The sequence below is a fragment of the Paenibacillus sp. J31P13 genome (assembly GCF_056269295.1).
Map to the genome: position 1 here is coordinate 88,336 of NZ_JBWDNR010000014.1, position 18,409 is coordinate 106,744.

General features: G+C 41.1%; 13 protein-coding genes, 8 tRNA genes and 1 rRNA gene. 3 read left to right on the top strand and 19 right to left on the bottom strand.

Annotated features, from left to right (window positions below; genetic code table 11):
• Nucleotides 1-74: 74 nt before the first annotated feature.
• The 4 genes from AC0YOD_RS26675 to AC0YOD_RS26690 form a co-directional block, all read right to left on the bottom strand.
• On the bottom strand, nucleotides 75-1,454 hold the full coding sequence (locus AC0YOD_RS26675; RefSeq protein WP_475802386.1) for an extracellular solute-binding protein: 1,380 nt from the start codon (nucleotides 1,452-1,454) through the stop codon (nucleotides 75-77).
• 216 nt (nucleotides 1,455-1,670) lie between these two features.
• Nucleotides 1,671-3,356 carry a response regulator transcription factor gene (locus tag AC0YOD_RS26680; RefSeq protein ID WP_475802387.1) on the bottom strand — a complete coding sequence of 562 codons (1,686 nt, stop codon included), beginning with the start codon at nucleotides 3,354-3,356 and terminating at the stop codon, nucleotides 1,671-1,673.
• 60 nt (nucleotides 3,357-3,416) lie between these two features.
• The gene (locus tag AC0YOD_RS26685; RefSeq protein WP_475802388.1) at nucleotides 3,417-4,736 is read right to left on the bottom strand and encodes an ABC transporter substrate-binding protein; all 1,320 of its coding nucleotides are present in this window, start codon (nucleotides 4,734-4,736) and stop codon (nucleotides 3,417-3,419) included.
• Nucleotides 4,737-4,887: 151 nt separating this feature from the next.
• Nucleotides 4,888-6,666 carry a sensor histidine kinase gene (locus AC0YOD_RS26690; protein WP_475802389.1) on the bottom strand — a complete coding sequence of 593 codons (1,779 nt, stop codon included), beginning with the start codon at nucleotides 6,664-6,666 and terminating at the stop codon, nucleotides 4,888-4,890.
• A gap of 233 nt (nucleotides 6,667-6,899) precedes the next feature.
• On the opposite strand from AC0YOD_RS26690, the gene AC0YOD_RS26695 reads away from it, so the two are divergent.
• Both AC0YOD_RS26695 and AC0YOD_RS26700 read left to right on the top strand, forming a co-directional pair.
• A complete protein-coding gene (locus tag AC0YOD_RS26695; protein WP_475802390.1) occupies nucleotides 6,900-8,387 on the top strand; it encodes a DHA2 family efflux MFS transporter permease subunit in 1,488 nt (495 codons plus the stop codon).
• 61 nt (nucleotides 8,388-8,448) lie between these two features.
• The gene (locus AC0YOD_RS26700; protein ID WP_475802391.1) at nucleotides 8,449-8,832 is read left to right on the top strand and encodes a MarR family winged helix-turn-helix transcriptional regulator; all 384 of its coding nucleotides are present in this window, start codon (nucleotides 8,449-8,451) and stop codon (nucleotides 8,830-8,832) included.
• Between the two features lie 92 nt (nucleotides 8,833-8,924).
• On the opposite strand, the gene opp4C is transcribed toward AC0YOD_RS26700, so the two are convergent.
• From opp4C to AC0YOD_RS26725, 5 genes are all read right to left on the bottom strand, one after another.
• Nucleotides 8,925-9,836, bottom strand: a complete 912-nt coding sequence (opp4C, locus tag AC0YOD_RS26705; RefSeq protein ID WP_475802392.1) for an oligopeptide ABC transporter permease — start codon at nucleotides 9,834-9,836, stop codon at nucleotides 8,925-8,927.
• Nucleotides 9,837-9,840: 4 nt separating this feature from the next.
• Entirely contained in the window at nucleotides 9,841-10,806 is a 966-nt protein-coding gene (locus tag AC0YOD_RS26710) for an ABC transporter permease (RefSeq protein WP_475802393.1), read from the bottom strand.
• A gap of 84 nt (nucleotides 10,807-10,890) precedes the next feature.
• Nucleotides 10,891-12,672, bottom strand: coding sequence for a peptide-binding protein (locus AC0YOD_RS26715; RefSeq protein ID WP_475802394.1), 1,782 nt, complete (start codon nucleotides 12,670-12,672; stop codon nucleotides 10,891-10,893).
• Nucleotides 12,673-12,767: 95 nt separating this feature from the next.
• Nucleotides 12,768-13,754 (bottom strand): ABC transporter ATP-binding protein, encoded by a 987-nt coding sequence (locus AC0YOD_RS26720; RefSeq protein WP_475802395.1) that lies wholly within the window; start codon nucleotides 13,752-13,754, stop codon nucleotides 12,768-12,770.
• Nucleotides 13,755-14,783 carry an ABC transporter ATP-binding protein gene (locus AC0YOD_RS26725; RefSeq protein WP_475802396.1) on the bottom strand — a complete coding sequence of 343 codons (1,029 nt, stop codon included), beginning with the start codon at nucleotides 14,781-14,783 and terminating at the stop codon, nucleotides 13,755-13,757. It lies immediately after the preceding gene.
• Nucleotides 14,784-15,403: 620 nt separating this feature from the next.
• Here AC0YOD_RS26725 and AC0YOD_RS26730 point away from each other — a divergent pair.
• On the top strand, nucleotides 15,404-16,240 hold the full coding sequence (locus AC0YOD_RS26730) for a patatin-like phospholipase family protein (protein WP_475802397.1): 837 nt from the start codon (nucleotides 15,404-15,406) through the stop codon (nucleotides 16,238-16,240).
• A gap of 150 nt (nucleotides 16,241-16,390) precedes the next feature.
• Here AC0YOD_RS26730 and pdaA read toward each other — a convergent pair whose 3' ends face one another.
• From pdaA to AC0YOD_RS26780, 10 genes are all read right to left on the bottom strand, one after another.
• Complete coding sequence (pdaA, locus tag AC0YOD_RS26735; RefSeq protein WP_475802398.1) at nucleotides 16,391-17,179, bottom strand: delta-lactam-biosynthetic de-N-acetylase; 789 nt, start codon at nucleotides 17,177-17,179, stop codon at nucleotides 16,391-16,393.
• Between the two features lie 196 nt (nucleotides 17,180-17,375).
• Nucleotides 17,376-17,452, bottom strand: a tRNA-Pro gene (locus AC0YOD_RS26740).
• An 8-nt stretch (nucleotides 17,453-17,460) separates the two neighbouring features.
• Nucleotides 17,461-17,536, bottom strand: a tRNA-Thr gene (locus AC0YOD_RS26745).
• Between the two features lie 73 nt (nucleotides 17,537-17,609).
• Nucleotides 17,610-17,685: transfer RNA gene (locus AC0YOD_RS26750), tRNA-Thr, on the bottom strand.
• Between the two features lie 30 nt (nucleotides 17,686-17,715).
• Nucleotides 17,716-17,792 (bottom strand) — tRNA-Met (locus AC0YOD_RS26755).
• A gap of 14 nt (nucleotides 17,793-17,806) precedes the next feature.
• Nucleotides 17,807-17,881, bottom strand: a tRNA-Glu gene (locus AC0YOD_RS26760).
• 16 nt (nucleotides 17,882-17,897) lie between these two features.
• Nucleotides 17,898-17,985 (bottom strand) — tRNA-Ser (locus AC0YOD_RS26765).
• 6 nt (nucleotides 17,986-17,991) lie between these two features.
• A tRNA-Asn gene (locus AC0YOD_RS26770) sits at nucleotides 17,992-18,067 on the bottom strand.
• Between the two features lie 5 nt (nucleotides 18,068-18,072).
• Nucleotides 18,073-18,149, bottom strand: a tRNA-Ile gene (locus tag AC0YOD_RS26775).
• 167 nt (nucleotides 18,150-18,316) lie between these two features.
• Nucleotides 18,317-18,409: ribosomal RNA gene (locus AC0YOD_RS26780) — 23S ribosomal RNA — on the bottom strand; the annotation flags it as partial.

Sequence of the window (18,409 nt, forward strand, 5' to 3'; positions counted from 1 at the left end):
TAATGCCTCCCTTATAATTTAAAAGAACAATCAGAGGAGCAAAGTCCTCTGATTGTTGGGATAAAGAGAGGTCATTATTTACGAACTTTAGCAGCGGCCTTCTCCATCCGATCCATCCATTCTTCAGGTGTAATGGTCTTTTGCAGTAGAGCGATTGTAGCATCATTTTCAGCCTGCTCTAGGTCTGAATTCAATTTGAATACCGGTGCTACGATCGTATCGCTTCCATTGAAATACTTCATTGCCGTTTTCACCACATTGCTTGCGCTTGTTGACTCTAGGTCAGCCTTAACGTTCATCAATGCGCCAGTAAGCTCAGCCCAGCGAATAGCTGCTTTTTTCGTAAAGATAAACTCAACGAATGCTTTTGCGGCATCAGGATTTTTCGCTTTTTTCGCAATGGCGATATTGCTTGTGTACGGAATGGCTACATACTTACCGCCAGCTTTTTGCATAACGGAAGGAATGAATCCAAATGTAAAGCCAGCCGGAACATCCTTGCTCATTTCATTTTCCAACCATAAGCCGTTTGGAATCATAGCATCCTTATGCTGCAAGAACAGCATTTGCGAATCTGTGTGGTTCATACCATATGATGCATTATCGAAATAACCTTTATCTCTCATATCAACAAGCTTCTTCAACGTATTGGAGACAGCATCGTTATTAAAGGACCCTTCTTTTGCTGCTTCTTGATCCTTCAAAATTTGCGGATTGTCGCCATTTTCAGAAACGAATCCTGAGTTCAGAAGGCCGCCAACAACATAGTAAGGATATTTACCTGTGTGAATGTAAGGATTAATGCCAGCTGCTTTAATTTTTTCACTTGTAGCTAAGAAGCTATCCCAGTCAGTCGGTACATCCCAGCCCTTTTCCTTGAAGAGCGCATCATCATAGAATGTGCCCCATGAACCGAATACCAATGGAATCGTAAAGTTTTTGCCATTGTAGTCTTGTGGAGGCGCGATCAATGGATCGATCAGGTTTTCTCCATCTACGTTTTTCGCAGTTTTCACCCATTCCGTAATGTCCATCAACTGATCATCCTGAACCATTTGCGTTTCATTGGATCCTGCTCCATCGATGTATACAACATCGGGCGGGTTACCTTGAATCCAACGCGGCTTCATTTGTTCATTGATTTGGGAGCCTGCGGATTCTTTAATTTTCACATCTGGATATTTTGCCTTAAACTCGCCGATAACCTCTTTCCACCAAGCATCACCGTAACCGCCCACGAAATATTGGATTTCTAGATCACCGGTAATCTTTGGTTCTTCTGCTGGCTTCTGAGTCTCTTCAGCCTTCGCTGTCTCTTCTGCCTTAGTCGTCTCTGCCGGCTTCGCAGTAGGCGTTGGGCTGTTTTCGTTATTCCCTCCACATGCTGACAGTGAGAGCAGGATGAGAAGAAGCACCATACCCCAAGTTGCTTTTTTTCTAATATTTTTCCCCATTTGCAATAACTCCTCCTTAAAATGTCGTTCATTTCTTTCCTTAAGAACTTTTTCTCGGGAGCTCTAGCAGCACATCATCTATTGCTTTTTTATTATATAAGTAATGAAATCGAGACCAAATGATATCTTTTGTTGTGATGTTGATCTTTTTTGTACTTATTTTTCCTTTTAATAAAAAAAATAGGAGACGCGTTATGCATCTCCTACCTTGCTTTTTCAATAATGGTTATTACGGAAGTTAAAAGAAGGTGCGACAACTCGTTTCTCGCTTTCTTTCCGATAAGCTAATGGACTTACTCCCGTTACTTTCTTAAAAATTCGACTGAAATGCTCCGGGTTAACATATCCCACAAGCTCCGCTACCTCGTAAATTTTCATTCCATTCTCCAAGCTTTCCTTTGCTTTATCAATTCTTAGGTTCGTTAAGTAGGGAATGAAATTGACGCCTGTTTCTTTAGCAAATTGTTTACTTAAATAGCTCTCGCTCACTCCGACCATTTCACTTATGCTCGACAAATGGATTTCTTCATTGAAATGTTTCTCCAGAATTGCCTTTGCTTTAGCAACAATGGGGCTGAGCCACCCTGACGCACTTTTTGATTTAGGATGCAAAGCCTCATGAAGCGCTTGTAGAAAAAGTTCCATCCACTCGACCGTCTCAGTCCATGTTTCGAGCTGACGCACATACTGAGCTGGATTAGGGAAGTTATCGAGTAATTTCCCCCATGACATACCATTCTGATAGATTAGCGAACCTGCTTCCCAAACCATATCACTAAGTATGGATTGTATGAGAGGAGGGGATGAGGGAAACCGTTCAATAAGCTGTTGAAAGCAAGGCTGTAAACACTGCTTCCATCTCTTATTGTCACTGTCATTTAAGGCATGCAGCAGCTCTAGCTTCAACGGATTCCAAATTTCATCCCAGTCCTCTTTATGCAATACAATTGGCTTCTCAGATTCAGGATAAAACAACTGATTATATCCATGGTAGTAGCAAAAGATAGATAATCTTTCAGCTTGTCTAAACAAGGTATTCCACTCCGCAATGCCATTCGCAACATCACTGACACCAATGGATAAATGAAGATTTAAAAATTGCTGAAGTCTGATTTTCACATCCGTTAGCATCGTATGCGTTAATCTGCGAATCGCCATGATGCTGCATTGCTCAGGAAAAGTGAAAAACAGTGTATAATGACGCTCATCATGACGAGAAACGCGGCATATCCCATTATTTCTATCCGTATTGGTTACCGTCCGGATGGTCTGCAAAATAATACGATGAATATGTTCAAATGAAATGGCCTTCGAAAGTCTAATTAGCGCCACCTCTTGATTTTTCTCTCCCAAATGTTTCTTAACGGTAAGCAGGCCCTGGAGCAATTCTTCATTTTGTTCATATGAGGATAAATCCTGTCCATCCGACACGGCTAGCCGGTGCAGCATGGAACTAACAATGACCTCATCCTCGTCAGCGGGCTCTTCCGCGTCAGCCGATTTTTGTCTTCTATTCAGTTCATCAATCGTCTTCTTCAGAACCGGTGCGATATATGTTTCATCTAATTGTGCCTTTAGCATATAATCGAATGCGCCTAGAACAAATGAGTCTCTAACATAAGGATAATTCCCGTAAGCACTAAGCATAATGATGAGCGGAATTCGGGGCAAAGAGGCGTTTCGAAGCGCAGACAATAGCTCAACGCCATTCATTCTAGGCATCTGAATATCGACAAATAGGATATCAATATCCGCTCTTTCTAATAAAAGAGATAGCGCCTCTTCTCCATCACCCGCTTCCCCCGCTATTTCTATTTCTGTAGTAGCTAATGATATATATTCCCGTAGTGCTAATCTAGCTAAAGGTTCGTCATCAATAATGAAGGCTTTAAATGTCGTCATTATGCTTCCCCCAATCTGTAAGCAAATAAGTGGAATACAATAGAGTCCGTTTGCTACTTGCTACTTAACCGCTTGCATCGCTTTAGTCCAATTGTCATTGAGCTTCTGCACAATATCAGTAACCCTTGCACCCGCAAAAATCTCTTGTCCTATTTTCTTCTCGTCATGTTGGGCATTATTCTTCATCTTCACGTATTTCTCATCTATTTCATCATACATAAAAGGATGAAAGGGATGAGCATTATTGGCTTTATAAAAAAACGGCAGAAAGGAAATGACATCGGTTATGGTTGATGAGTTCTGTGAATTATTTATGTAAGCTTGATAAACATCCTTGCTAAACATCCATTCCATAAATGCGATAGCTTCTTTCGTATTTGGAGAGTTTTTGCTGATAGCCATATACTGATCTGGCATCGTAATCGCTCGCAATACTTCATTCTCTGTTGTTCTCCATGGGAGAGCAAAAGCATCTAAATCCTCATCGCTGCCCACCTTTGACATATGGTCTGAATAATACCACTGTCCAAGCGCAATCATCGCTGCTTCGTTGGACTGAAATTTTTGTTTGGCTTGATCAAAGCCAATTTCGAGCGCATCAGGACCAGCATACTCATTATCTGCGATTGCTTTGAGCATTTTGGCTGCTTGCTCAAAAGGTGAACCCGCTCCAAAAGGCTTTTCAGTTTTAGTAAGATCCGTTAAGTAATGGTTATTTTCCGCTATTATTGGAGGTCCAAATTCCATGAAGGGATAAAACGTCCAGTCTTCCTTGCCGCCAACCGCAATCGGAATATATTTACCATGCTTTTTAATCTTCTCGAGCACATTCATAAATTGTCCTCTCGTTCGCGGTACCTCGACGCCTACCTCTTGAAATATACTGGGATGATAAAAAACATATTCAGAGAAAGATACAAGCGGCAATCCAAGAACATGACCATCCAGCTTGGCAGGATATTTATTTCTACTCGTTGCATTCAAATCATCCAGCGATAAAAGTGAAGCATTATAGATTGGTAAATGAGCGGGCTTAAGATAAAATAAATCCGGCAAATCATTTGCCGCGAGCCTTACTTTCAAATACTGTCCATTGTTTTCAGGAATCGTCTCTACCTCTACGACAACATTCGGTCTAATCTCAGAATACTGTTTCACCTTTTCGGTCCAAAATTCAATATCCGTTTTGGATTCCCACATCCCGAACTTCAATCTAATCGGCTGATCATTATTTTCGGGATACTCTAAGCGAGCGGATGTGTTTTTTTCCAAAGAATTGGTTTTAAATGCTTCAACACCCGTATTGCTGCATCCTGTCTGCATGACTAACAATAAAAGGATGATTGCTGCTGCAATTTTTTTGCTTTTCAAATCTCTCATTTGTACGGCTCCCTACATCATGTTTGATAAAGAGATTAGCATTCGCGCATACATCCAAGTCATTTCATCATACCTAGCATGCACCCAAAACAATATGACCTTTTTTGTTCAAGCATGATGTTTTTATAAGCAAGTTTCATGTGGAATATCGTTAAGCACTGTTATTTTTGACCATGGTGTTCACCAGTTCTTCATCCGGCTCGGTAAGAATCGGTAATGTAATTCGCACTTTCGTTCCGTGAAGCAGCGCTTCTTCGTATTGAAGTCCATATTGCTTGCCAAAATGCAGTTGGATTCGTCTATGCACATTTTTATTTCCCATCCCGCTAAACGTATGCTTAGGTGTCCCTTCATCCATTTGATCGATTGTCTCATGCTCAATTCCCACACCATTATCCGCAATAGTAATGATCAAATCCCCACCGTTTTTTTTGATCGTGACGATGATTTTCCCCGGATAATCGATATCCTTCAATCCATGAATGATGCTGTTTTCCAGAATAGGCTGCAGAAGCAGCTTCAACAAATAAAGACCGGATGCATCTTGATCGATCTCCCACTCTGTCTGGATGGGTCTACCGAAACGAATCTCCATAATATATAGGTAATGCTTTAAATGATCCACTTCTTCCGCTATGGTCGTTAACAGACCCCCGCGATTAAAGGAAGATGCTAATAGACGCGTAAGCGCATGTGTCATGTTACGTATATTATCCGCCTTACTGATCAAAGCCATAAACTTAATCGCATTTAACGTATTGATGAGAAAATGAGGGTTAATCTGCGCTTGAAGCGCGGCAAACTCTGCTTTACGCTTCTCTACCTCCTGCCTCTCATGCTGATCCATTAGTTCACGAACCTGCTGGGTCATCTGATTAAAGGAATGGCCGAGCTTCACCATTTCAACACTGCCAGTAGCGGTATACTTTGCACCTAAGTCTCCACCAGTAACCCGAACCATTTGTCGCAGCAATTCACTAATCGGCCTCGTTACATTAGAAACAAAATAGAAAGATATAAGCACGAATGCAAAAATGATCAGAATGGCAAGAAACCATACAACAGAATTAACATTCCGATAGTTTGCCAACAAATCCGTATAGGGAATAATTTGTACGATCAACCACTCTGTATGATCGACTCTGGCATAAGTAATCAGTTTTTTTTGATCATTCCTATTGTCTACAAAAGAACCTTTATCCTTATGCTCTTGATCAGTTAACCAATTAACAGGTATTAAGCTGCCTCTATCTATAATCGTGTTGGATGCGATTATTTCCCCTTTATTACTGACAATGTGCAGAACGGACTCTGAATTGTCGCGAGATTGCAAAATGCGATCGAATGCCCCGCTTTCAAACGTAAACAAAATCATTTCGAATTTTGACATTGGATTAAGATCACTTGGCGAGAGTGCGGCTGCCATCATGTACGGATTGTAGTTGCCATAAAGCGAATTGGGCATCATCCCCAAAAAGTGAACGATATCTGGTGAATTTATCGAATCACGGTACCATTTCTGTTTTCGAACCACCGTTTCGTCCATCATCATATTTTTCAAGTAGGAGTAAGATTTATTGTTTTCGAAAAAAAAATTGACCGACAACACGCGGCCAGAGACGGAAGCCGTATATTTCTCGATAAGAACCTTTAGCTTGTTGCTGGCTAATTGTTTTTCTATGCCCGTCTTGGTTTGAATATCATATGTCGTCGCAAGTACCTCTTGATCAACCCCTATAGAAGCAAATAGGCCATTCATGCGATTGATTTCTTGACTAACGGAATAGGAAACAGCTTGGGCGGTTTGTAATGAGCGGCTCGTATTCTGCTCAATGATATCTCGCTTATAAATATTTAAGATTACAAAACTTATTAATACGATGGGAACAATGACGACTAAAACGAAAAATAGTCTCAATATAGTAGACATCCGCAATTTTTTTTGCATTTTCCGACCCCTCGTTTAGAAAAAAATACGATATGCCCCTAAAAAAAGTAAGCTGTAGACATATTCTATGGAAATAATAAAACACCTTGTCTATTAAGAAAATAATTAAAGAAATCTTTACTCTTGACAAAAAAACTAATTAACGTTAAATTGTTTAACACTAAACAATTTGAATGCGGTCTGTTTAATTGGGAACAAAAAACGAGGAGGACTTGATGAACGTGGCAATGAATAAGCAACAAAGTGTTAGAACCGGCCCCATCTTAACTGTACTTTTAATAGGAGCTATTGCTGCTATTTTGAATCAAACCGTCCTCAATGTAGCATTACCAACCCTATCCAAAGAATTTGATGTACCTACTTCCACCGCTCAATGGCTAATTACGCTCTACATGCTAATCAACGGTATCTTCATACCGATTACTGCATTTCTCATGGTCCGCTTCTCTACACGTCAGCTCTTCTTTGCAGCGATGATTATCTTCTCACTCGGAACACTATTATGTGGTGCAGCACCTAGCTTCTCCTTATTATTAATTGGACGAGCTGTACAGGCTATTGGCGCAGGTATCGTCATGCCGTTGTTAATCAGTGTCGTCTTTCGTCTCTTTCCAATAGAGAAACGAGGCGCTGCAATGGGGATTGTTGGTGTAGCCATTATGTTTGCACCTGCGGTTGGCCCCACTGTTTCAGGACTATTAGTTACACAATTATCTTGGCGCTACATTTTTTATATGATTCTGCCATTTTCAATGGTAGCTTTAGTAGCATCTTTCTTTTTACTAAAGAATGTCTCTGAGCCTCAAAAGGTTAAACTAGATGTGATAGGTGTTATATCCTCTTCACTTGGATTCGGTGGCATCCTATATGGCTTTAGCATAGCAGGTCAACAAGGCTGGGGAAGTGCTCCCGTCTTGGGATCAATAGCAGTAGGCATTATTTCGCTTGTATGGTTTGTTGTTCGTCAACTGACAACAAATAATCCTCTTATAGACTTAAAAATATTCAAATCTATAGAATACACAATGTCGATTGTGATAAGCTTCTTTGTAAATGGTGTCGTATATGCGATGATGATCTTATTGCCTATTTATCTGCAAAACACCCAAGGTATGACTGCGCTGGAGTCTGGACTTTTCCTCTTACCAGGCAGTATCGTAATGGCGATCATGTCACCGATTGCCGGAAAACTATTTGATCGATATGGAATGAAGTGGATTGGCCTTTTAGGAAGCATCATTCTTTTGGCTACAACAGCGGTCTATACCCAATTAACATTTTCTACAGGAATTATATTCATGATGATCATTTATATGGTACGATCATTTGGTGTAACTTTTCTAACGATGCCATTAATGACAACGGGATTAAATGCTTTGCCTCCCAAATTGCATGGACATGGTACAGCGATGCAAAATACGCTTCAAGCTATCGCTGGAGCAATAGGTACAGCCATTATGACAACCATATTAACTACGCAAACAGACCTTTTTGTCACGGATGAGGTAGCAAAATTAAGTCCAGCATCACCAACCTCGAAACAGTTAACAGACATTGCATCAAACGGATTGTTGCATGGAGTAAATAGTGCATTTATTGTCGCAACTGTTTTCGCTGCGGTTGGAGTTGTTAGTATGGTTTTGTTAGTAATTGCAATTAATAAGAAGAAGGCAGCTTTAAAAACAGCCACATCCCATCTCTAAATAGCCAGGAGGGATAGATATCAGCGACAAAGAAATCGATTTGTTTGAATTTGTACACACCATGGAAGTATTTAACGGAAATATGATGAAACGATGGAATAGAGCTTTTAGCATTAATTTAGGTGTATCCTCCATCCTCGTTCTATCACAATTACGTAAATTCGGTCCGCTCAGAGGGGTAGAACTATCTAAGAAGCTTGAGCTCACACCCGGAGCGATTACAAATATTACAAACAAGCTATTCGAGAAAAACCTAATAACAAGAACAATAGACCCCAATAGCCGTCGTTCCATTTATTATGCCATTGAACCAGAAGGGCTGGAGATTTTGCAAGAGGCTAAAGAAAAAGGCGATAAAATACAGATTGAAATCCTACAGGTTTTAACGAATGAAGAACAGAGACAGCTGCTTTCCTTGTATCAGAAAATAAATGATTCCTATTAGCAGCATACTCTGCCAAACCTCTCATAATAAAAGAGCTTTCACGCCCAAACTTCAGAAGGCGTGAAAGCTTTTTTTTGATTACTTAACCGATATTATCGCTTCCCCTTTGGATCAAAAGCATCCCTTAACCCATCACCAATGAAGTTTATGGCTAGCACCGTTAACAATATCGCCGCTCCAGGCGGAATCCATGCTTCAGGAAATTTGGTCAATACCCTTATCTGCCTAGCCTCATCAATCATATTCCCCCATGTCGGGGTTGGCTCTGGAATGCCGAATCCAATAAAGCTAAGCGCGGACTCTACTACAATCATAGTAGCCATAGTCAAAGTCGCATTTACAATTATGGGTCCGATTGCATTTGGCAGAAAGTGCTTTGTAATTATTCTGAAGTCTGAGCATCCAATAGAACGGGCGCCCAATATAAATTCTTTTTCACGTATAGATAGAAATGCTCCACGTAAGATCCTCGTTATATTCGGCCAAGTCGTAAAGGCAATAATGACAACGAATAAGCCAATCGTTACCTTTTGCAAAATAGCCATTATCGTTAAAACAAGCAACAGAAAAGGAATCGTTAACATTAAATCGGTTGCCCTCATAATGACTGCATCTACTTTTCCGCCATAATAGCCTGCTAAAGAGCCGAGAAAAACACCAACTACCAATGTACAGATCATGGCGGTAAATCCAACTGTCAAAGATATTCGGGTCCCGTAGATGAGTCTAGAAAAATTATCGCGCCCTGAAGCATCTGTACCCAGATAATGTTCGCTATTGGGTTTACTGTACACATCCGATAAATTCGATGCTTCAGGATTATGAGTTGCGATTAATGGTGCAAAAAAAGCAATCAAAATTAAGATAACCATAATAATAATGCCGGCAATTGCTAGTTTATTACGTAAAAAACGGCGCATCGCCAATTGAAAAGGACTAAGGCTTATTTCCGGTTGAGGTCTAGTTCCTTCTACATTTACGCTTACGTCTAATTTCACCCTCATCACCTCAATCGTAACGAATACGCGGGTCAGCAACCGCATAGAAAATATCGGCTAATAAATTCCCGACTAGAATAGTTACTGCTAATATTAAATTAATGGCCATCATGATTGGATAGTCCCGATTCAAAATGGATGTTAGAAATAACGTTCCAATCCCTGGATACACATAGATGGCTTCCGTAATGACGGCACCGCCTAGCAGCGTTCCGAATTCAAAACCTAATAGAGTAATGATCGGAATAAGCGCATTGCGCAAAGTATGTTTATAGAGGACGGAGTTATTGCTAAGCCCTTTGGCCCTAGCCGTTCGAATAAAATCGCTACCCATCACATCCAACATTTCCGTTCTCATATAACGCAAATAAATAGCAGTCCCTGAAAGCCCTAACGTAAAACCAGGCAAAATTAAATGCTTTATTTTGTCAAAAAACAACTCGAACCCTGTAAGCCCGATTGTAGTGACCGTTCCTTGGGATGGCAACCATCCTAACTGGAAAGCAAATACGTAAATACCAATTAATCCCGCAAAAAAGCTTGGTGTCGCAAGGGCTAGAAAAGAGAATGTTGTCGTCGTGTAATCTAGCAGAGAATAAGGCTTCCTAGCAGAATAAATGCCTAACGGAATCGAGATAACAATTGTAATAAACAATGCGAACATGGATAAATATACGGTATTCATAATTCTTGCACTAATGAGGTCAGCTACAGATTTACCTGTGTACGTCATCGACATGCCTAGATTACCTGTCGCCACATTACCTAACCATTTTCCATATTGCACATAAATAGGATCATTCAGCCCTAAAGCTTCACGACGTTCTTCATATACTTCTTTTGGGACATGCGGGTCCATCATCTTCCCGGTTAACGGATCACCAGGAGCTAAATAAGCCAAGGCATAAACAATAATCGTAACCAAAAAGAGCATCGGTATAAATTGTAAGACCCTTCTCGCGATGTATTTAGACATGGTTGTCCTCCTCCGACTGAAAACAAAGAGGGGATTTGGATCATTCCGCATCCCCTCTGCTATTCCCTCAAAACAAATCGTCCATTATTGCTTAACCCACCATAGGTGTACATCATTCATAATGGTATGAGGTCTAACAGTAATTCCTTGAATTCTGCTGTTCCATGCATGAATATCATAGTTGGTATACAGAATAACGGCCGGTTGTTCCTCAGAGTAAAGCTTAGCCCAATCGGAATAAATTTTCTTTCTATAGTCAATATCAAATGCATCTGGTGCTTTCATCGCTTTTTGAATTAATTCATCGCTTTCTTTACTATTCCAACGAATATAGTTATAAGGTGCGGTTGAAAGTGATATACCTGCAGGATCCGGGTCACCAGAGCTTAAAGACCAGCCTGCCAAATACATATCCCAATCCGTATTGTTTTGCTCAATAAGCGCGAAGTGAGATGATGCATCACGCGGATTTCTAACATTTACCTTCACACCAACATCTTTGAGATTCTCAGCAATGATTGGTGCTGTTTTCTCACGAACTTTATTGCCGCTCGGGTAATCCAAATTCAAGGACCACTCTTTTCCTTTCGGATCTTCACGGAAACCATCGCCATTTGTATCCTTATAGCCAGCCTCATCGAGTAAAGCTTTCGCTTTATCCGCGCTAAATTCATAATGTATCGTTGCATTAGCATCATAAGCCCAAGACGCTTCAGGGAACGGTGCATCGATTACTGTTCCTTTACCAAATAGCAGCCCATCAACGAAGCCTTGACGATTAATTGCGTAAGCAATAGCTTGACGCACTCTTTTATCGGCTACCTTCTCATTAGGTGTCCAAGTAGAAGGATCATTCCATTTCGTTTCATCTGTTGAATTATTCAGTTTAAAACCAAGATATTGATAAGCTAGCGCCTGCTGTTCAAGCACCTCTACATTCGGCAGCGCAGCAATATCATCTGCATCTGATGCAGGAATTCCATCTGGACGAGTAACTAAATCCAGTTCATTGTTTTGAAGCATACCAGCCATAATAGCCTGATCTATTACACGGTAGATAATGCGATCCAAGTAAGGTGCGCCTTGCCAGTAATCATCAAAGCGCTCAAGAACATATTGCTCGCCTTCTTGATACTTCGTAAGCTTGAAAGGACCTGTTCCAATAATCTCTCCCGCTTTAAAAGAAGCGCCGTATGTAGGCATATCCTTAACCTTCACGTCTTTGAAAATATGTTCAGGGATAATTGGGAATGAAGTGTTGCTGAGCGCAGTAACGTTGGGCTCTTTAAAATAAAACGTTACCGTGTTGTCATCCACTTTCACTACGCCCGGGAATTCAGTCGACTTCCCTGCAACATAATCTTCATAGCCGACCAGCTTATCTACATACTCTACGCGTACACCGCCAGCAGCTGTATAGTCCGGATCTGCAATTGATTTATAGGTAAATACAACATCGTCTGCGGTAAGTATTTCTCCGTCTTGCCATTTAATGCCTTGATTCAAGGTATATGTAAGCTCAGTGAAATCATCATTGAATTTCCACTCTTTCGCTAGAGCAGGAATGAACTCCAGCTTTTCATCTTGATTAACTAGTCCTTCAAAAACAAGATCTAGAATATTTCCATCGTATGCAGAATCATAAAAGATAGGATTAAATTGATTGTCAGGTGCCGAGAACATGGCAGCCGTAATTTCGCCGCCTTTTTTCGGATCATCTGGTGACGGTTTTGCCTCGTCCGTAGGTTTATTCGTCGCAGCCGTATTGCTGGCTTTGGGAGTATTATTTCCATCATTTTTGGTACATGCGGTTACGACGAAGATGAGTGCTAAAGCCAATATAAGCATAAACTTTGTTTTCTTCATTCTCTCTCAACCTCCTATTGTTTGTTATAACAAAAAGATATACCGTGCACTTACTGGCTCACCTCCTTGAAATAGTGCTCTCCTATTCAAAATCCTTATTTAGGATCATCATAGAGATGACAGGCTACAAAGTGGCCGAATTGAACCTCCATCAGCTCTGGACGATCCCGTTTACAACGATCATGCACCTGTGGGCATCTCGTATGAAAAGTGCATCCTGAAGGCGGATTGGATGGGCTAGGCATCTCTCCCTCCAGCTTGATTTTCGTTTTTCGCTTACTGACATCGGTAACCGGAACCGCTGACAATAGTGCTTTTGTATAGGGATGCAACGGCTCTTCGTAAAGATCATCCTTATTAGCAAGCTCAACTAATCTGCCTAAATACATGACGCCAACCCGGTCGCTAATATGCTTAACGACACCTAGATCATGGGCAATAAACAAATAAGTTAATTTAAATTCATCCTGCAGATCATCCATAAGATTAAGAACCTGAGATTGTACAGACACGTCCAACGCCGATACCGGTTCATCACCAATGACAAATTTAGGATTAATGGCAAGCGCCCTTGCAATGCCAATCCTTTGTCTCTGACCTCCAGAAAATTCATGCGGATATTTGCTAGCAGCTTCTGGCGGCAGGCCAACCTTTCTTAGTAGCTCTAGTACTTTCTCCTTCCTATCCGCTTTCACTTCGGTCTTCTGCACCAGCATAGGCTCAGCGATTAGATCACCCACACTCATCCTTGGGTTTAACGAGGAATAAGGATCTTGGAATACCATCTGCATATCCCCGCGATACTTGCGCATGGCTCGTTGACTTATCGTTGAAATATCCGATTCCTGAAAAATGATTTTCCCATCTGTTGGATCTAATAATCTAATTAGCAAACGACCTAATGTCGATTTGCCTGAACCAGATTCTCCAACGATTCCTAGTGTTTCACCCTTATAAATATCAAAGGAGACACCATCTACCGCCTTAACATAGCCAATCGTTCTCTTTAAAACGCCGCCTTTTACGGGGAAATACTTTTTCAGATCTCTAACCTCAATGAGCTTCTCTCTCGTGCTGGACATCTAGGCTTCCTCCTGCTCTCCAAAAAGGTGGCAACGCACTTTATGATTCGGTTCAATCTCTATAAGCTTTGGATTAACAAGCTTGCACTTCTCCATAGCTTTCGGGCAGCGCGGTTCGAATCGACAGCCTTCTGGGAAGCGATAAGCGGGAGGTACCGTACCTGGAATGGAATTAAGCCTCTCAACCGATTTCTCCATGCTCGGTATACTCTCTAGTAGTCCATTTGTATAGGGATGCTTTGGTGCAGTGAATAAATCATTCACATAGGCTTCTTCTACGATTTGACCGCAGTACATAACCATAACCCGATCAGCTACTTCAGCTACTACACCCAAATCATGCGTAATTAAGAGAATGGATGATTGAAACTCTTTCTTAAGCGCCAGCAGCAAATCTAGTATTTGTGCTTGAATCGTTACATCAAGAGCAGTTGTAGGCTCATCTGCGATTAGCAAATCTGGATTGCATGCAACCGCAATCGCAATCATAACCCGTTGTCTCATCCCTCCGGACAGCTGATGCGGGTATTCATGCACCATTTCATCAGCCCTGGCGAAGCCAACCAGCTTTAATAGCTCCACTGCCTTTTTGTAAGCATCCTTCTTCTTCATTTTTTTATGTCTCATTAGCGATTCTGCAACTTGATATCCTACCGTAAACACTGGATTTAATGATGTCATTGGTTCCTGAAAAATCATGCCGATATCATTGCCCCGAATCCGCATCATTTCTCGTTCACTTATCTGCAATAAGTCTTTTCCTCCAAAATGAATGGAGCCAGCTTCTATTTTACCGGGAGGCTGCGGAATCAAACCCATTATAGACAACGAGGTAATACTTTTACCGCTTCCCGATTCACCCACGAGAGCCAGAGTCTCTCCCTTTACTATCGTAAAATCAACATCATCTACTGCCTTTGATATTTTCCCTTCTACATGAAAATAAGTTTTCAGCCCTTTTACCTCTAGCAAAAGTTCTTGATCCTTTACTGCGAGCTTTCTTTTCTCCTGTACATTCAAAGTTGACATTTCTATATGCACCACCCTAGTTCCAATAATTAAAAGGTTTTAACTTTGATACTATTATTCTAAAATATCAAAATAATTAGAATTTTCAGACATATAAACGTATAGTTTTTTTATGAAGTAAATAAAAAGTTTATTTATTCTGCAAAAGAAAATTAATTAATTTGAGAGATGAGAATACACTAGATCACTAAATTGAAGGATAAAATAAATTAATACGTTTAAACTATTGAGGGGGCATCTTGGTGGGAGTAGATTGTTTTTGTTGCTCTATTTATTGTTCATATAACTTTAAACAAAATACCTATAAAAGGGATAATATAGGGTATTATCAAATATGTCAATTAATTGTTCGGATTTTTAGCAAAAAAATCATTTTGGTGTTATGTTTATTAACATTAAAATGCCGAAATATTTAACACTTCGATGCATAAAAGCGATAAAATATCAAGTAAGCGTTTGCATTTATGCTGAATTTAAATGTTAATGTTATTAAATCTATTTTTCATTCAAAATTTCTTACTTCAGCCTAACGTAGAAATCGCTCTACATTGATTTTGACCAATCCAGATAGAAGAGCTAAAATAATGTAGTAAGCCTAAGTAATTGAGAGGTGAAATGCTGTGCCAAGCTTAATTTTAGAGGGGGGAACCCTTCGTCCAATATTCAGTGCAGGTGTAATGGATGCTCTACTGGAAATGGATATCATGTTTCCCTATTGTATCGGTGTATCAGCAGGAATAAGTAATGGTTTATCCTATATCTCGCAACAAAAGCGAAGAAATTTGGAAATATTGGAAAAGTATCGCCATGATAATCGCTATATTGGGTATCGTAATTTCCTGCGTTGCGGCAGTCTATTTGGATTGGATTTTGTTTTTGAGAAAATCCCGAATGAACTGATTCCCTTTGATGTAGACGCTTTTCAACGTTATAGCGGACAGCTTCTCGTTGGCGTAACGAATGCTCATACCGGATTAACCGAATATATGAACGGCATGCAGGTTGATCAGAAATGGACCATGCTTCGCGCTACCTGTGCCATTCCCTTGTACTTCCCTTCCATTGAAATAAACGGATATCACTATTATGATGGAGGGCTGTCTGATCCTATTCCTATTCGCAAAGCAATAGCTGATGGGAATGAGCAGCATCTGATCATTCTGACTCAGCCTGAAGGTTATGTGAAGAAGTACAGCAAGCAGAATGCAGTCATTGGTAAGCTATTTAAAAAGAAATTCCCTCATCTCGAGGAAGTGCTGCTAACTCGACATGAAAAATACAATGAAACCGTTCAGTTTTGTGAACAGCTGGAGAAGGAAGGACAGGCAGTCATTATCCGACCTCAGAGGGCGCTGAACAGCTTTGAGAAGGATATCAATAAGCTCACAGATACCTATCAGCACGGCTATGAGTTAGCTTTGGACAACAAAGAGCTCATTCATAAGCTGTTTCTATAGAATCAATAATCTTATACATCTGCGACTTCGAAGCCGGTTAGGCTGTTTCTTTAAATGTCTTTCATGTGTCCCAACAAAAACAAAAGAACACGTCTAATAGACGTGTTCTTTTGTTCTTGTAACAGTTAAATAGGAAGCTCAGAATGTATGCTACTGGGTCTCTTTACTGCCCATAAGCTCATCTAAGCTTTTAAATTCATATCCTTGTCTTCGCGCCTCATCAACAATGCTGCCTAAAGCCTCCGTATTATCCTTTGACACGGAATGAAGCAAAATGATTGCTCCTGGGTGAAGCTGCTTTATAACTTCGCTGTAAGCGAACTGTGAGCCTCTCTGAGCATTTACATCCCAATCTTTATAAGCCACAGACCAAAAAACATTCGTATAGCCATATTGTTTGCTCGCTGCAAGTACTCTCTCGTTAAAAATGCCCCTCGGTGCGCGCAGGTAGTTCATTTCCTTCTGTCCAGTGAGCAGCGTTACTTGATCCTTCACCTTATCCAGCTCCAGCTTAATCTGCCCCTCTGAGAGCTGAGACATATCAGGATGACTCCAAGAATGGTTACCGACAATATGTCCCTCTGCGACCATTCGTTTCATAAGCTCTGGCTGGTCCTTTACATAATGGCCAGTTACAAAAAATGTAGCAGGTACATTTTTCTCTTTTAACGTATCCAAAATTTTCGACGTAAACCCATTTTCATAGCCATTATCGAATGTCAAAAAGAGATCCTTCTTGCTTGTATCTCCTAGGAACAGCGCTCCGTGCTTCGTGATAATATCTTTAAAGCCTTCCTCGTCTATAGATGGCAATCGACCGTTTACACTCTTTTTAAATCCAAAATGAAAAGGCCCTGGTTGTGCCCATGCCGAGGATGGCACAAGTACAGTGCACCAAATTACAATTAGCAATGTCATTAACGATATCTTACTCTTCAAAAACAATACCCTCCCTTTTCCTTCCTCAATAAAGCATGATGAGCTTGGCTAGTTCCCCTATATTGCCCCAATATGGGCATTCATACTCATTATTGGCTGGGAAGAAAGAAGGGTGGAAACACAAAGAAACGGCTAATTCATTGCTCTGAAGAGCTCTGAATTAGCCGTTTATGTTTCGTTCATTATGTTAGAAAAATGGTCGGGACGACACGATTTGAACATGCGACCCCCTGGTCCCAAACCAGGTGCTCTACCAAGCTGAGCTACGTCCCGAGAAAAGATGGTGCCGTCGAGAGGACTTGAACCCCCAACCTACTGATTACAAGTCAGTTGCTCTACCAGTTGAGCTACAACGGCACATCGATTATGATCACCATGCCATGGTGATTTTTGATGAACTCCTTAAATCTGAGCTGCATCTTGAGAAAAATGGTGCCGTCGAGAGGACTTGAACCCCCAACCTACTGATTACAAGTCAGTTGCTCTACCAGTTGAGCTACAACGGCATATGGATGATTATTGTCTTAAAAGACAATTGGTTGCGGGGGCAGGATTTGAACCTGCGGCCTTCGGGTTATGAGCCCGACGAGCTACCGGGCTGCTCCACCCCGCGTCGTGAAAAAAATATGGTGACCCGTAGGGGAATCGAACCCCTGTTACCTCCGTGAAAGGGAGGTGTCTTAACCGCTTGACCAACGGGCCTTGATAAATAAGAGAACGGAGAGAGAGGGATTCGAACCCTCGCACCGCTTGCGCAGTCTAACCCCTTAGCAGAGGGTCCCCTTGAGCCACTTGGGTATCTCCCCAAAACTTGGCTCCCCGAACAGGACTCGAACCTGTGACAACTCGATTAACAGTCGAGTGCTCTACCAACTGAGCTATCAGGGAAAATTTGGTGGGCCTTAGTGGACTCGAACCACCGACCTCACCCTTATCAGGGGTGCGCTCTAACCAGCTGAGCTAAAGGCCCTAAGCATAAACATAATCTTCTATGTAAGAGTATCTGTTTAAGCATGTTAGGTGTAACTTCACACCTTCAAAGCAAGTTGCACTCTGAAAACTGGATATGAAAGATAGAGGCTGCTGAAGCCTTAAAGCTATTGTCTGCTGGATGTATGTGTCACAGCAAACCATTTTTAGGATAAGCCCTCGACCGATTAGTATTCGTCAGCTCCACACATTGCTGTGCTTCCACCCCGAACCTATCAACCTCGTCGTCTTCAAGGGGTC